The organism is Pedobacter flavus, assembly GCF_036324285.1.
Classification (GTDB): Bacteria; Bacteroidota; Bacteroidia; order Sphingobacteriales; family Sphingobacteriaceae; genus Pedobacter; species Pedobacter flavus.
In genome coordinates this window covers 174572-191895 of sequence record NZ_JAZDQU010000001.1, presented here as the reverse complement: position 1 = coordinate 191895, position 17324 = coordinate 174572, and the positions used below count along the sequence as shown (strand labels likewise).

Here is a 17324-nt window from a genome sequence, read left to right as displayed (position 1 = left end):
ATGATAAGTGTTTTGCTTAATAAGATGAGTTAAAGCGCAGGATAAACCTGCGCTTAAAATATATTAATTAGCTTCTGCTAATAGTTTTTTACCTTTTTCGATAGCATCTTCGATACTACCAACTAAGTTGAATGCTGCTTCAGGATACTCATCCACTTCACCATCCATAATCATATTAAAACCTTTGATAGTTTCTTTAATATCAACTAATACACCTTTTAAGCCTGTAAACTGCTCTGCAACGTGGAAAGGTTGAGATAAGAAACGTTGAACACGACGAGCGCGGTGAACGGTTAATTTATCTTCTTCAGATAACTCGTCCATACCAAGGATGGCGATAATATCTTGAAGCTCTTTATAACGTTGAAGAATTTCTTTAACGCGTTGAGCTGTGTTATAGTGTTCGTCACCTAAAACTGTTGGAGATAAAATTCTAGAAGTAGAATCTAATGGATCTACCGCTGGATAAATACCTAATTCAGAGATTTTTCTTGAAAGTACTGTAGTAGCATCTAAGTGGGCGAAAGTTGTAGCCGGAGCCGGGTCAGTTAAATCGTCGGCAGGTACATAAACCGCTTGAACTGAAGTAATTGATCCTCTCTTAGTTGAAGTAATACGCTCTTGCATTAGACCCATTTCTGTTGCTAAAGTAGGTTGGTAACCAACCGCAGAAGGCATACGACCTAATAAAGCTGATACTTCAGATCCAGCTTGAGTAAATCTAAAGATATTGTCTACGAAGAAAAGGATATCTTTTCCTGCGCCTTCGCCATCACCATCTCTAAAATATTCTGCAACTGTTAAACCAGATAATGCAACTCTAGCACGTGCACCTGGAGGCTCGTTCATTTGACCGAAAACCAATGTTGCTTTACTTTCTTTTAATTTTTCTGTGTCTACTTTAGATAAATCCCATCCACCTTTTTCCATTGAATGAAGGAAATCATCACCATAGTTAATTACACCTGATTCAATAAACTCACGTAATAAATCGTTACCCTCTCTAGTACGTTCTCCAACACCTGCGAACACTGATAAACCAGCATAAGCTTTAGCGATGTTGTTTACTAACTCCATAATTAAAACCGTTTTACCTACTCCGGCACCGCCGAATAAACCGATTTTACCACCTTTTGCATAAGGCTCTAATAAATCGATAACTTTAATCCCTGTAAATAGAACTTCAGTTTCAGTAGATAATTCATCGAATTTTGGAGGGGCACTGTGAATAGGGCGACCATTAGCTTTATCGATTGTATTGATACCATCAATAGCTTCACCTACAACGTTAAATAAACGACCTTTAATTTTGTCGCCGATAGGCATTGTAATAGGAGCACCAGTATCTAATGCTTTCATTCCTCTAACCAATCCGTCTGTAGAATCCATTGAAATTGCTCTAACAGCATCCTCTCCTAAGTGTTGCTGTACTTCAAGAACAACTTTTTGTCCATTTTCTTTTTCAACCTCAAGTGCTGAGAAGATTTTAGGAAGATGTGCGTCATCAGCAAAGCTAACATCGACAATAGGACCTATAATTTGCGCAATTTTTCCAATGTTTGGCATAAAATATTATAAGATAAAAGTATAAATTTCAAATTATTAGAGCTATTTTAAGTGCTCTATTTTAGTCTGCAAAGGTAAGTATTTTACCACAATATTTTAACAATCATTAAAATAAATATTCAAATAATTGTAAAGACTTTTCAGTTATTGGGAAATTTGGGGAATAATTGCTGTGAAAGGTTTGGTTTATATTATGAAATTTTAAATAATGGAGGTTAATATTAAACTTCAATATTAAGATAGTGTTGTTCTAATGTTTAAAATAAAGTCTTAAATAAAGGTAGAATTGAATTTGTAAAATGTTGATTAAAAACACTATTACGGTGTGTTTTGCATTTTTTTTAAAATAAATTGTAAAAAATCGGTTTTTAGACTTATTTTTGCATTCCGTAAGACGAAAGAATTAAGGTTTAAAGTTTACAGTTATATAATACGTAGAATTTAACCTTTGAATGTTTTTACAAAATTGCATTCGTAGCTTAATTGGATAGAGCACCTGACTACGGATCAGGAGGTTAGGGGTTCGACTCCCTTCGAGTGCACAGTTTAGAGCCTTATCACCTAATGTGAGAAGGCTTTTAATTTTTAAAAAAGATCAATGCTGAATTTAGTTCTCTTTGGGCCTCCGGGTGCAGGTAAAGGCACTCAATCTTCTCGGCTAATAGAAAAGTATGGATTGGTTCACATTTCAACAGGTGATCTGTTCCGTGCGCACATCGCCAATCAAACAAGTCTAGGTAAAAAGGTAAGTTCTTTAATAGCTGAAGGCGAATTAGTGCCTGATTCTATTACTATTTCTATGTTAGAAGAAGAAATAGAGAAAAACCCAAGCGCTAAAGGTTTTGTTTTTGATGGGTTTCCTAGAACAGTTCCTCAGGCTGAAGAATTAGATCGTTTTCTTGAAAGTAAAAAAACTTCTATAAAAGGAGTTGTTGCTTTAGATGTTGATCAAGAAGAATTGTCTAAAAGAATTGCTGAACGACAAAAAATAAGTGGTAGAGTAGACGATGGTGCTGATAAATTAAAAAAGCGCATCGAAGAATATTTTAATAAAACTATTCATGTTCTTCCATATTATGAAGCACAAAATAAATTATCTAAAGTTAATGGAATTGGAGAAATTGATTCTGTTACTAAGGATTTATGTGCTGTAATTGACGGATTTGCTTTAATTGATTAATCGCAACATAATGCTTTTGTAGTTTGTTAATTTCCCAAAATAATTATGTCTCAAGGTTCTAATTTTGTTGATTATGTAAAAATTTGCTGCAGGTCAGGTAAAGGAGGAGCGGGTTCGGCACATTTACATAGGGATAAAAGAACTGCAATGGGTGGCCCAGATGGGGGTGATGGCGGCAGAGGCGGTCATATTATCCTTAGAGGAAATGCTCAATTCTGGACATTATTACATCTTAAATACAGGAAACATATAATTGCTGGCGACGGAATGCCCGGTGGTAGCGGTCAGAAATCAGGTAAAACTGGTAAAGATGAAATTCTTGACGTTCCATTAGGGACAATTGCTAAAGATGCTGAAACGGGAGAGATTTTATTTGAAATTACACAAGATGGTGAAACTCAAATTTTAACTCCTGGCGGTAGAGGTGGACTAGGAAATTGGCATTTTAGAACCCCAACATTACAAACCCCTCGATTTGCACAACCTGGAGAACCTGGTGTTGAGCAATGGATGATTTTGGAGTTAAAGGTTTTAGCTGATGTAGGTTTAGTTGGATTTCCTAATGCAGGAAAATCTACCTTGCTATCAGTTGTTTCGGCTGCTAAACCAGAAATTGCAGATTATCCTTTTACAACCATTGTTCCTAATTTAGGAATAGTAAGCTATAGAGATAATCGCTCTTTTATAATGGCTGATATTCCTGGTATCATTGAAGGCGCTTCGGAAGGGAAAGGATTAGGGTTTAGATTTCTTAGGCATATTGAAAGAAATTCTGTTCTATTATTTATGGTGCCTGCAGATACAAATAGAACCATTAAAGAAGAATACGAAATATTAAAAAAAGAATTAAATAATTATAATCCTGAATTAATGCAAAAACCTCATGTTTTAGCAGTTACTAAATGTGATATGCTAGATGAGGAATTAACTTTAGAATTAAAAAAGGAATTACCTAATATTCCTTCCGTATTTATTTCCTCTGTAGCTCAAAAGGGTATATCTGAATTGAAAGATATACTATGGAAAGCAATCCATTCTTAAAATTATTCCTATATATTTATAGCGATAAACAGAACCGACATACCCCTATGTCATAGCTATAATATGAAGCCCAATTTATTGCCTAATCTAGTATTTAGAGCGCCTAAATTTTCTTGGAAATATTCTTTAAAGGAATGTTGGAGCGCATTAAAATCTGATATTTCTATTTCTTCTCCAAGTTTTTACAATTTAATAAAAGATATTAGTGAAGATGAAATAGATGGTTTAAGTCCGAAGATTAAATTCACCTTATGGAAATATTTTAATAGGTCAAGATTTAGAGCAACGCCTTTTGGAACATTTAGCGGGTTTGGTTTGTTGAACAATAATCAGAATTCTACAAATGAGTTTGTAAAAGTGAAACTCCCATTTAAGACGCACTCATTTGTGAATTGGCCTTGTAAAAATGAAGTTGAAATTAATTTTCATGAAGTACTAGGAAGTGATCCATTATTGTTTTGTAATTCTACTTATTATACTACACAGCATTCAATAAGATTTATTTACACAAACGAAAAAGTATTTGAAATAGCCGAAGTAGGTATTAATCAACGTGCTTTAAATATTTTAAATGCTACAAATAAGCCAATTCTAAAATCGGAACTGTATAATCGACTAAATGTTGATTCTGGATCTCTTGCTGAAATGGATTCTCTTTTAGTGGATATGATGGAGTTGCAGTTGATTTTTACGGAAAATACACCCAATATTATTGGAGAGGATTATTTTCATAGAATGGCTCTAACACATTTGGGTGATGATACTCCTTATGTTATTTCTGAAATCGAAGTAGAAAATAATGAAGTAAATTATCCATTATTTAAGAGCATTCCACAATTAATTGATGTTTTGCAGCGAAATGTACCTATGCAAAATATGCCTGCATTGGATGCTTTTAAATCAAAATTTTTAGAAAAATTTGATCAGAATGAAGTTCCATTGATGATGGCGTTGGACCCAGAAATGGGGGTAGGTTATGATGAATTAGAACAATCGAATCTTAATTCTGATTTTGCTAATAAGCTGGTTGCAAAAAAGAATTCAAATGTATCTCAAAGAAAGGACAATATTAAGCAAAAGTTAGCTGCTTATACACAATTTAATAAATGCTCCAATGAGGTGATTTTATTAGATGATTTAATAGATTATGATGCCAAAGAATTTGCGCCAATTCCGAATAGTTTAAGTATTGTAGTTCAGCAATATGGAGATAAATTATTGATTGAGAATTTGGGAGGATCAACTGCAAATACTTTATATGGAAGGTTTACATTGGCAAGTAATGAACTCCTGAATTTGAGTAAAGAGATAGCTGCAGCTGAAGAATTAGCGAATCCTGGCATTTTATTTTTCGATGTAGCTTATATGGGAGAAGCAAATGTTGATAATATAAATAGAAGAGCTTCGATCTATAATCATCAACTTTCTATATTAAATTATGACCTTTCAGAAAGCCCCTTGTCTTTAAATGATATTTTGATTTCTATAAAGGATAATGAAGTTGTATTGAAATCTATTTCATTGAATAAACGATTAATACCAAGACTTGCTAGTGCATATAATTATAGTAGATCAGATTTATCTGTTTTTAGGCTGTTATGCGATTTACAATATCAGGGAATTCATGCTTCATTATTGCCCGATCCTGAAAAGCTATTTCCAGATAAAAATTATTATCCTAGATTGGAATACAAAAACTTAATAATTTCTTTAGCTAAGTGGAGGATTAAAAAAGTTGATCTTACTCATATAAAAGAAGATGTAATTAAATTTTTTAAGGATAATGGAATCCCTTATCAATTTAGATGTGGTTTAGGTGATCAATTGCTTTGTTTTAATATCGAAAATGTTGCGGATAGGGAAGCTTTTATAAATTACATATCCAAACAAGAAGAATTATTATTAGAAGAGTTTTTACTGCCTAATAAACCATTATTGATTGATTATAAAAATAATCCTTTAATCGGACAATATGTATTAACAGCGTACCATAATCAACCGATATATAATGACTTTAAGAATAGGTACTCCGTAATTTTTAGTCAAGATAAGGTGGTAGAGCAATTTATTCCTGGAAGTGAGTGGGTGTATTTCGAAATTTTTTGTCACCATCAAAGAGCAAATTCTATTTTGCTAGATCCAATTAATGAGCTTTTAAACTCAAAAAGAAAATTAATTGAAAGTTGGTTTTTTATAAGGTATAGTTTAAATGGAAATCATTTACGATTTAGAGTAAAATTGAAGTCAATATCGTTTTATAATCAAATCATTAGCTCCATGTATTCTTTGATTAATCCGTATGTTGAAAATGGATTAGTATCTGATTTACAGATTAAAACTTATAAAAGGGAATTATCAAGATATGGAGCGGATTTAATTGAGGAAGTTGAAAAACATTTCGAAATAGATAGTGATTTTGTATTGAATCAAGTAATTCAACTTGATGATGATTTTCTTAAATATAAACTTATAATTAATAGTGCAAAGGAGATAATAAAACTTGCGTTATTTAATCGGACTTCTGAAACTGAATCGAAATCATTTAAAAATTTTAACGACAAGAGTATTCAGTATATAAAGCAATATTCTGATGCTTTTATAGAGGAGCATCATTTAGATTCATTAGACTTTAAGCAATTAAATATAGCTTATCAAAAATATATAAATTATAATGATGAGGCAATAAATTATTCAAAATCAGAGGATTTTGTAAATTCTTTCGTTGATGTTTTAAATAAATCTTTGAGCAGCGGTAGAAATATATTTGGTGATTTATTTCATATGCACGTTAACAGATCATTTTCTGATCTGCAACGTACACATGAATTAATTATTTACTATTTTCTATATAAAGATTTGCAAAAAGAGAAAGCAACTTCGAAAAATTAAACGGCTTTAACTTTAATTTCTGTAATGTAAGTATTGCTTGGGCCTTCTTTAAAGATGAACGTTAACCTGTCGTTGTAAAAGGTTTCTAATCTTCTTTTAATATTCCCCATTCCTACGCCATTACTGGATTTGCTTGGAGTGTCTGCTTTTAAATTAAATGTAGAAATAGACAATCCATTCTCATCATTAATTATTGAAATTTTTGCTGGATAATTTTCATTTGAAATATTACCATGTTTGTAAATGTTTTCTACTAAGGTTAAAAGAACCAGCGGTAAGAATTTAACATCATTTATGTCATTAGGGATAATTAATTCTACATATACCTTGTTTTTGGTTCTAAGTCTATGTAGATTCATTAAGTTTTCTACTTGTTCAACTTCATCTCTAAGATTAACTAATTCAGACGAGCCTGGCTGTTTTAAGGCGTATCTCATCATTTCCGATAAAGATAATATTGCTGAAGCTGCATCGGGGGCTAATTTTCTAGTGCCGTTGTAAATAAAGCTTAAAGTATTGAACAAGAAGTGTGGATTGATTTGACTTCTCAAATAATTATTTTCTAGTTTAACCAATTCATTTTCAAGTCTATGGTTATCAAGAATATTTGTAAGATTCTCTGTTTTTAATCTTTCTGATTGTTTGCTTTCTTCTAAGGCTTTGACGATATAAACAAAACCCACACTAAAACCGATAAAGTATATTCCGCGCCACAATGATCTTATAATAGATTGCCATGAAAAACCTCGACTAACATTCAATATCTCAAGTTTAGTTAATAGTACTTCTAGAATATAGATTAGGCCACAATAACCAACTATTTCGACTGCAATTATTACTGGAAGAAGAAAGTATCTTTTTGAAAATTTATAAATGAGCTCTGCATTAACATAGAATAACAGAATATTCATTGAGTAATAGAATATAATTACAGCAATAGGAATGCTTACTGTAAATGATAATGTAGTTATGAATAATTCATAAAAAATGAAAATTATCCAAACTATAAGATGGGTTTTATATGACTTTTTAACTGCTGAGTAGATACTTTGCATTTTGCTTATGTAAATTTATATAGGAATTGATGTAATAATTTTATAGGTTCGTGTAATAAACTTTTATTAAATTTTTAAACACATGATTTTTGAAGAAAAAAAATCATGAAAAATCAAAACACAACAAACAGCAAATTGACAAAAAACACTATTTTCGTTTTCAAAAATGTAAAGAACTCAAATGGTTTCAGTACTGATCCAACGACTTCTACTATGAAAACTATTTTTACTTCAATTGATCCAACTGTTTTTAAATAGGTTTATTGACCTCTGCTAGATTTTAGTAGAATACCTTGGATGTACTCAAGGAAAGCATCTTTGTATCCTTCTCCTAATTGTATATTCTCATCGTTTATAAGTTTAATAATATTACCGTCTACTCTTTTAATAGAGCTCTTAGATATAATGTAAGATTTATTAACTCGAATAAAAGGGTGTTTTTCTAAGGCTTTTTCAACTTCTTTAAGTGTTAAATAAGTAATTATTTCATCATTAGAAGTTACGATCTTTACGTAGTTCTGTAGAGATTTAATATATAATATTTCGTTGATCGAGATATTTGCAAAGGCATGTTTATGATCGCCTTTTACAAAAAGAGTATTTGAGTCGTCTACTGTAGCTATGGTAGAAACTTTCTCAGATTCCTTTTTAATAATACGATCTATACCCAGTGCAAATTTTGCGAACGAAATTGGTTTTAATAAATATTGATCACTTTGTACATCGAAAGCTTGTAAAGCATAATCAGGATGTGCAGTTGTGAACACTAAATATTTTGTTTTATCACGTAGACTCTTTGCGAGTTCTATACCATTTAAGCTGGGCATATCAATATCCATAAATATTATGTCTATTTGATCTGCTACATTTATTTCTGTAAGGGCCGTTATAGGATTTGTAAATGTTTTATAAACATATAATCCGGGCATCTCTGATATGTGGTCAGTAATTACTTCTATTGCATGATCTTCATCATCTATAGCAACGCATTTTAATTTCATGTGTGTAGAATTTTTACGCAAGATAATTAAAATTCACATCCACAATAGTTTTGTGTAAAAAACTGGGTTTTAAATTTTACACAAATAGCCTGTTAACCAGTAATTTTAAAGATTTTTATTTTTGATGATTTTTTAAATCTTTAAGGTTCGTGTAATTCAATACAGGTTTCGTGTAAAATATATTAGACTTCGTGTAATAAATTAAATTCTATCAAAAATATGTCCAATATTTATACTGTGTTAGCCTAGAGCATATAAGTTGTTATCATTAACTTATGAAAACAGTCTTCATAAAACTGTTACATTTTATAGTCGAGTTTGAGTATGAAATGTAACAGTTTGAAGAGTAAAATTTAAGAATTATGGAAGCTAAAAATTATGAATATTTGTTGAATAGCGTTTTTACAAATGTGCAAACATCAAATGGAGTAGATGCTGAAATGTATCTAGTTATGATTGAGGAGCATAATAATATTTTATTGAAAAATTTCTATGACTCACATCAAGAAAGAGTATTAGAGTTTAAAAAGGCCTTTTCAATAGTAAGAGAACAAGTTTTGTTTGCTCTTGTTGAGGGGGGTAAAAAAATAATAATGAATGCTTCTGAAGACGAAATGAATCAACTTCAAACTATGATAAATGTTTTAAATCCTAGCTTCTACGATATAGCTGAGTTAAATAATATTATCAATACTTCTATAAGAATTTTTGCTAGATATGGAATTTGTAACCAGATTCAAAGAACTTCAATGTTTAAAACGAATAATTCATTCCAAAAAAGAGCTTTCAGAGATTAGGTTTAAATTTGAAATATAAAATAAGAAGGTCATTTATTAATTTAGATGGCCTTTTTTGTATAATATTAATCAGTTTAGCTAAATAGGAGAGATAGAAGAAATAATTTAATAATTGTAAATTAGTCCAAATCTCATCGTTTTTGCTAGAGGACTTTTCTTTACATCGGCAATTAAATAACCAAAATCGAAATTAAATTTATTGTATCTAGCTCCTGCTCCAACGGTTAAATAGCTACTGTTTCCTTTTTTAGGGTTTTCGTAATTGTATCCTGCTCTTAAAGCAAATGTATTATTATACCAATATTCTACACCAGTAGAAATGCCTATTTCTTTCAATTCTTCGCTAAACCCACCTGGTGCATCTCCAAATGAACTAAATAAAGCTGATGTTACAGATCTATTTGGGTCTTTTCCTGCAATTATATTGCCATTAGAATCATAGCTTGGTTGTGTTGGAACTAATAATTTATTAAAATCTAAGCCAATTGTAATATCGTTTAAATCATCTAATAAAAACTTAGCAGAGCCTCCAACTTTTAAATTACTAGGTAAGAAGAATTTTGTGCCCGCTTGGGTATAACTCATTTTTGTTCCAATATTAGAAAAGTTTATACCTGCAGCTAAAATAGTATTCGTGTTAAATAAGATGGTTTTTTTTGTATACAAAGCAGCTATGTCAATTGCCACTGCATTTCCAGCTTTGCTATTTGCAGATGAAGAAGTTAAATTGCTTTGCAAATTCGAATTTATATATCTTACGGATCCACCGAGTGCAAAATCCTCGCCAAATGATCTAGAATAACTAATGTCGAATGCTAATTCATTTGGATTAGAAACCCCTATTAATTGTTGATTTGCATCGGTTAATTGAACATTTCCTAAGGAAAAATACCTTAAAGAAGCTCCAATTGTATTTCTATCATCAATTTTATAATATCCACTCAAATAACTAAGGCTAACATCAGTTGCGATATTTCTTAGCCAAGGCGAATAAGATAGTCCAATAGAATAATCATTTTCTAAAAATGCCATCTTTGCTGGATTCATGCTGGTTGAATTTGCGTCTCCAGGAGTTGCTACTCCAACATTACCTATTGCGCCAGACCTGGCATCTGGTACAATTAATAAAAATGGAACTGCCGTAACTACATTATTAGATTCGCTTCCATTTGTTTGTGAACCACCTATTGTTTGCGAAAATAAATTGCTAGAAGCTATAAAAAGCCCACATATAGTTAGTAGTAAAGACTTAAATTTTATCATGAGTTATTATTGATAAATTGTTTTTAAAACAATTATTAAATTATAAATAATAATAATAATTATTTGCAAAGGTAAGATCAATTATGTTTTTTAATAATTTATAATTGATGATTTAAAGTAATCTTTTTAAATTATAACTATTTTAAATAGTAAAATAAGCGGGTAATTTTACTTTTAAATTTAAATTCTAACTATTGAAAAGCGTATATTTGTTTTTGGATAAGTGTACTATTTAATAGGTCCTTGTCTTATGTTTTATGATGATTACATCGTATCTAGGCAATACGTTGTAATTCATGTGTAAATGTGAATTACTATGAATTCTTTAAGTACTTTTATTTCTAAGATTGGGGTTTTAATAAGTTTATTTTTATTTGGCTCTTATTCTTATGCTCAGGAAATTAAATCCTCAAGTAGTAAATATTATTATAATAATTTTGATAACGGTCAACTAGGGACTGCATTTACACATATAGGTGTTAATCAAGCTTTAGCTGTTTCAGCAACTTCCGCCCTTAATAACCTAACTCCAGAGAATGGTTATTCTTTGTCTTCTACAGGAAATGGTATTGCTGGTGGTATGAAATTATCTTTTTTACCGGAAGGTACCGACTTAAATTCAGAAACATATGGTTATGAATGGAATTTTTTGTATAAAAACTCTGGGAGTAATCCTAACAATTCAAACACTATTGATAATGGGGAGAATGCTTGGAAATTGTGGCTTTTTGCTGAGAATTCTGATATAAATAATTCAAGAGGCTATTATTTAACCCATGTTAATAATCAACTTCAGTTAAGACATAAATACAGTAATTCTGCAGACGTATCTCAGTACAATAATTTAATCTCTGTAAACTTAAATTCTATAGGTACAAATAATTCTACCTATACGATTAGAATTCAACGTTTAAAAAGATCAGGTCAATATGTTTGGCATTTATTTGTTGATGAATATACACCTTCAACAAGAGAAGCAATCACAGAAAGGGGTGGAACCGGAGCTTATGAAGGAAGTTTAAATTTATTTGCAAATTCTACATTATTGGTGTCTTCTACAACGGAGGGAAGGTTTAAGTTTGATGAATTTAAGTTTTATTCGATGAAGCTTGAAATTACTGGTGCCAATAATACCTCTAACGGTATTTCAAATCCATTATATGCAGGTCAAACTCAAGCGAATTTATATGGGTTAGAAGTTAAAACACGTGGATTGTTTGATATCTACCAAATGGTATTCAATCTTTCAGGTTCTATTACCAGCATTATTGAACCAAATACGATGAAGTTACTTCGTTCGAACGATAATTTCTTTGGAAATAATGATGATTATTTAATAGCAAGTCTGTTTTTTTATGATGCTGCGGCCCAAAATTATAATATGTCTGACAGGTTTTGGAGTATTGGAAATTCGGATGGATCTAATAAAACCGTAGGGTATTATTATATTCAAGCAAATGTTAAAGCAAATCCTTCCACTACAAGTAGTTATACTTTTGTGGGAGCTCCAGTTTTAATGAGTGAAAGCGCACAAATTAATTATGTAGCCAATGGGGATGTTACGAATACAGTGGCACCACCTGTTTCTTCTGGTGTAGTTTACGATTGGCAGGGTACAACCAGTGTAGACTGGAATACGGCTTCTAACTGGTCGCCTTCTGGTGTTCCTGGAGCTAGTGATGTGGCAAGAATTGGTGTTGTAAGTTTTGGTAATAATAATCCACTTATTAGTTCTGGGACATCAGAAGTAGGAAATGTTATTTTCGGTACTACTAAAGAAAGTATTTTAACCATTAATGGGATTTTAAATGTAGTTTCTGCAGTAAGTGTTTATAATAGGCCAAATAACGATTTTAATGTAAATATTAACGGTTCGGGGAAATTGAAAGCTCAAAACATAATCGTAGGAAATAATATTGAAGGTAATACAGCATCTTCAGTTCCTAGTTTAACTGTTTTAAATCAAAATCTTCAAGATGTTGAAATTTCAGGGGCTTTAATTTTAAATGGAAGTTATATTGCGATTTCGTCTTCATCTAGAATTAACAACCCAAATTATATTGTAAAATCAGGGAAAAATTTAATTCTAAATGAATTGCGTTCATTTCATACGAATTCAAATAATATTTCGAAGCTTACTTTAGAAGGTGGGAATTTAAAAATAACTGGTTCAGAAGCCTTAAAATCAATTTCAACAATTGGTAAAACATTTATTGTTACGCCTCAAAATGTAAATTCTAATATCGAATATTCAAGTTCTTCTCCACAAACAATTTATACCAATAACGTTGCAATAGGGGAAGTTTTGGTAAGTTCTAACCCTACAGTGGGCTATTCGTCTATTAAATTTACAGGTAATGGTCAGAAAAATGTTAATTCAGGAATATTATTTGTAAAAGGTAACTGGACTTCAGAACAAGGAAAAGTAAATTTATCATCCAATAATGTTACAGTTCATTTCAACGGATTAGCTCAAACAATTACCGATTCTAATTCAGATACTGGAATAGGAGTTGTTTTTAAAGATGTAATATTAAGTAGTGGCACCAAAAATTTAGATGGATTAGGTAAGTTTTCAATATCTCCAAATTCAAGACTAAATTTGGAATCTGGTTCAATTCTTAATTTAAATGGGAAACTAACTTTAAAATCAGATGAATCAGGCTTTGCTAGTATAGCAACTTTAAATAATGCAACAATTAATGGTAATGCCAATGTAGAAGTATTTTTTAAAGGTGGGATGGGTAAAAGAGGAACGCGTATGTTCGCTCCGCCAATAAATGAGGCTGGTTTAAGATCTGCAGGAAGAAGTTTTTATCAGCAAATGAAAGAGCATATGGTAATTACTGGATCAGGTGGGGTAACAAATGGTTTCGATGCAGGAAGTGCTTTAAATCCATATAGTGCTACTATTTATAAATATAAAGAAGATGCAACCGCTTCGCAATCTCAATTTACACCAGTAACTTCATTAATTACTGGGGTAGTGCCAAATGCGTTACCAGGTGAAGGATTTTATTTTGCATATAGAGGTAATAGGGATAATTATTATCCTCAAAATTCTACAGAATCACCTAAATTATTTCCAGATTATGTGCCCGAAAGTTTCAGTCCAGCTTTTACAGGAACTATAAACCAAGGGAATGTTTCAGTTACAATTAACAATTCTAACCATGCCGGTGATCCAAATAATGGTTATAATTTAGTAGGAAATCCTTATGTTTCGTCAATAGATTGGGAGCAAGTATATGCTTCTAATTCTAATGGCTTAGATAATGAAATAAAAATTATTACTCCAGGAGGTGCTATTATGACCCGTAAAAAAGTAAACGGTGTTGTTACAGTAGTTAATGGTAATGTAGAAAACTCAAATATTATTCAACCTGGACAAGGATTTTTTATTAGAAAAAATACTCCGGGCACTAGCACTTTTACTTTTTCTGAAAGTCATAAAAATAGCTTGTCAAATGTAAATAGGTATTTAACTTTGCCTACTCAAAGGCTTTTGAGAGATCAACTTTCTATGCAAACTGGTCCTGGATCCAGTATAAGTTCTGAACTAAGTAGCGCTATTGATTTTAGGATTAAGATAAGTGATGTAGAAAATTCAGAAGAAACTGCGATTGTATTTAATGAAGGTTTTTCTGAAAATTATGATGAAATCGATGCTTCATATTTAGGTGGAAGTACGGTTAATTTAGCTTCAATGACTTCTGATGGTAAATTAACAGCTATAAATTATATGCCTAAACTGGGCGATATTAATACTATTAAGTTAAGAACAACGGCTACATTTCCTGCCGATACTGTAAATGAGGTGTCCTTAACTTTAAATTTCCCAAATACTTATGTTTTAAATAATTATAAAGCAGTTTTAAAAGACAATTATTTAGGAAAAGAGATCAATATTAGAGAAACACCTAGTTATAAATTTTCAGTAATTCGTGGAGTAACCAATAGTTCTGGTAATAATAGATTTGAATTGAGTTTTGTTGCCGATGCTAACCCAGCTGTAAAATTGGCTGGATTTGAAGGGAAACAAATCGAAGAATATTTAAAATTAGATTGGAAAACTACCTCCGAATTAAGTAGTAAATCTTTTATTATTGAACATTCCTTAGATGGAGTAAATTTCTCTAAAGTAGGGGAGTTAAATGCTACTGGCGATTCTTTTAAAGAGGTGAGTTATAATTTTAATTATTTATCTCCAACGGAAGGCAAAAATCATTTTAGATTACAACAAGTATTTTATAATAATACGAACACGTATTCAGATGTTATATTGGTTAATTATGTTAAGTCATCTAATGCTAATATTCAAAATTTTGAGGTAAGCAACCTAAATAACGACATTAAATTATTATGGTCTCTTGAGGATCAAAGTAATATTGTGAAATACGAAATTGAGAAATCATTTAATGAAATTTTATTTAATAAAATTGGAGAAATTAATCTTCAAACAGGCTTAAGTTATACTTATACTGATACAAACCCGATTATTGGAATTAATTCGTACAGATTAAAAATAATTTATTCTGATCAATCATTTAAGTATTCTGAAATTCGAACTTTAGATTTTAAGGCAGTTCTTGCAATTGAAGGTTTATCTTATAAAATTGAAAATAATGAAGTGCAATTCTCATGGAAGAGTTTATCAGATAAATTTACAGATAAGTACATTTTAGAAAAAATGTCTGAAGCTGGAGCTTATAATGTAATTTCAGAAATAGGTGTAAAGGCTGGAGCAACAGATGCTTATGTTTATACAATTTCAGATTTAAAACCTACTCAAGGAAAATCTAATTATAGATTACGAGTTTCAAATATTGATAAATCATCTTCTTATTCATCAGTAGTGGAAGTGGTATTTTACTTAAATTCTAATATTATTAATTTGTCTGCAACTCAATTAGAAAATGAAGTAAAACTTGGTTGGTCATTAATAAACTCAGCAAAGAGTAAGCTTTTTAATGTAGAGCGTTCAATTAATGGAGGAGAATTTTTATCAATTGGAGTTATAAATTTTGATAATAACACTAACCAGAATTTCACTTTTGCAGACAAAACACCAGTTGATGGATTTTTAAATTATAGAATCAAACATGAGTTTACAGATAATACGTTCACTTATTCAGATAATTTTGGTTTAAACTTTAAAAAGCCTTTCGAATCTAAAATTAATATGTTTAATGTAGTTCAAGCAGATAAAATTGTGAAAATTAATTGGAGTACATTATCAGAATTAGGTACCTTAAAATTTGGAATCGAAAAATCAACAGATGGTGTAAATTTTACAGAGCTTAGTCAAAAAGCTGGATCTGGAAACCCTAACCTTTCTTCGAGTTATATTTTCGAAGATTTAAATCCTGGATTTGGACTGGTTTATTATAGAATAAAGCATTATTTTACAGATAATAAGTTTGTTTATACTGAAACAAAATCTATCGTAGTTAAGAAGATTTATGAATTTTATTTAAGTTCTTTCTCTGTTTTACAGGATAAATTTAATGTGGTTGTGCTTTGGGAAACTCAGAAAGAGAATGGTAATTCTAAAATTGAAATTGAAAGATCGACTAATGGTGTGAACTTTGTGAAAATAGATGAACTTGACGTTTTAAGTAGAAGTGAGATGGTAAACAGCTATTTAAGAAAGGATTTAAATCCTTTTGAAGGCAATAACTATTACCGATTAAAGCAATTAAATGAGGATGGTACATCTAACTATTCTGAAGTAAAACGAATAAATTTTGTGACTCCTTTTGTTTTTAATTTAACCTCATTTACAATTGTAAAACCAACTAGTACTACGGCACAATTAAATTTTGAAATTGCTTCAGAAAGAAATGGTTTGAAATATGAAATTGAACGCTCAATTGATGGTGTAAATTATCAAACAATTGGACAATTATTGTCCCAAGGGAATGCTAATAATTCAAGAATTTATTCTTATATTGATAGTGATCCATTAAAGGATGTAGCTTTTTATAGAATTAAATATTTTAACAAAGCAGGAGATTTTCTTTTGTCTTATCCACAAATAATAGATTTTGGAAATTTAGTTACATACGGTAAATTAAACTTAACTGTATTCCCAAATCCTGCTACAGATTATATAGAAATCAATAAATCAGCTATTTCTGTTAAGGTAATTATTTATAATATGTCAGGTCAAGTTATGAAGAGTTCAAGATTTGAATCTGGTGAGAATATAAAAATGAATATTAGTGATCTAAATAATGGAATCTATATTATTGAACTTGTCAATGAGAAGGATAACGTTGTATTAGGTTCTTCAAAATTTTACAAGAATTTACTATGATACTAAATAAGATTAACAAATTTTTATTTACTACGTCTATTTTACTTTTTGTAGCCTTACATTCAAACGCACAGTGCGACCCTATGTTTGATCCATTTTGTGAAGACGTTGACGTTCCAATTGATGATTGGATTCCTTATATTGTTTTAGGAATTGCAGTTATAAGTTATTTTTTCTTTAAGAATAAAAAGATCATCCAAACTGCTAGTTAAT

Annotated in this window: 10 protein-coding genes and 1 tRNA gene; 7 read left to right on the top strand and 4 right to left on the bottom strand. The window is 30.7% G+C overall.

Annotated features, from left to right (window positions below; translation table 11 throughout):
- Positions 1–63: 63 nt before the first annotated feature.
- Entirely contained in the window at positions 64–1566 is a 1503-nt protein-coding gene (gene atpD / locus VRU49_RS00810; protein WP_330144870.1) for a F0F1 ATP synthase subunit beta, read from the bottom strand.
- Between the two features lie 468 nt (positions 1567–2034).
- Here atpD and VRU49_RS00805 point away from each other — a divergent pair.
- The 4 genes from VRU49_RS00805 (at position 2035) to VRU49_RS00790 (ending at position 6676) form a co-directional block, all read left to right on the top strand.
- Positions 2035–2108 (top strand) — tRNA-Arg (locus VRU49_RS00805).
- 56 nt (positions 2109–2164) lie between these two features.
- Positions 2165–2746, top strand: a complete 582-nt coding sequence (locus tag VRU49_RS00800; protein ID WP_330144869.1) for an adenylate kinase — start codon at positions 2165–2167, stop codon at positions 2744–2746.
- Between the two features lie 45 nt (positions 2747–2791).
- Positions 2792–3787, top strand: a complete 996-nt coding sequence (obgE, locus tag VRU49_RS00795) for a GTPase ObgE (protein ID WP_330144868.1) — start codon at positions 2792–2794, stop codon at positions 3785–3787.
- Between the two features lie 63 nt (positions 3788–3850).
- Positions 3851–6676: a lantibiotic dehydratase gene (locus VRU49_RS00790; protein ID WP_330144867.1), complete on the top strand. Its 2826-nt coding sequence runs from the start codon at positions 3851–3853 to the stop codon at positions 6674–6676.
- Here the strand turns inward: VRU49_RS00790 and VRU49_RS00785 are convergent.
- Positions 6673–7731: a sensor histidine kinase gene (locus tag VRU49_RS00785; protein ID WP_330144866.1), complete on the bottom strand. Its 1059-nt coding sequence runs from the start codon at positions 7729–7731 to the stop codon at positions 6673–6675. The genes VRU49_RS00790 and VRU49_RS00785 overlap by 4 nt on opposite strands.
- Before the next feature lie 260 nt (positions 7732–7991).
- The gene (locus VRU49_RS00780) at positions 7992–8732 is read right to left on the bottom strand and encodes a LytR/AlgR family response regulator transcription factor (RefSeq protein ID WP_330144865.1); all 741 of its coding nucleotides are present in this window, start codon (positions 8730–8732) and stop codon (positions 7992–7994) included.
- Positions 8733–9094: 362 nt separating this feature from the next.
- On the opposite strand from VRU49_RS00780, the gene VRU49_RS00775 reads away from it, so the two are divergent.
- On the top strand, positions 9095–9529 hold the full coding sequence (locus VRU49_RS00775; protein WP_330144864.1) for a hypothetical protein: 435 nt from the start codon (positions 9095–9097) through the stop codon (positions 9527–9529).
- A gap of 105 nt (positions 9530–9634) precedes the next feature.
- Here the strand turns inward: VRU49_RS00775 and porV are convergent, their stop codons facing one another.
- Positions 9635–10792 (bottom strand): type IX secretion system outer membrane channel protein PorV, encoded by a 1158-nt coding sequence (porV, locus tag VRU49_RS00770; protein WP_330144863.1) that lies wholly within the window; start codon positions 10790–10792, stop codon positions 9635–9637.
- Positions 10793–11108: 316 nt separating this feature from the next.
- On the opposite strand from porV, the gene VRU49_RS00765 reads away from it, so the two are divergent.
- Both VRU49_RS00765 and VRU49_RS00760 read left to right on the top strand, forming a co-directional pair.
- Positions 11109–17111 (top strand): DUF8693 domain-containing protein, encoded by a 6003-nt coding sequence (locus VRU49_RS00765; RefSeq protein WP_330144862.1) that lies wholly within the window; start codon positions 11109–11111, stop codon positions 17109–17111.
- A complete protein-coding gene (locus VRU49_RS00760) occupies positions 17108–17323 on the top strand; it encodes a hypothetical protein (RefSeq protein ID WP_330144861.1) in 216 nt (71 codons plus the stop codon). Before VRU49_RS00765 ends, VRU49_RS00760 begins: the two co-directional genes overlap by 4 nt.
- The last annotated feature ends 1 nt before the right edge of the window (position 17324 follow it).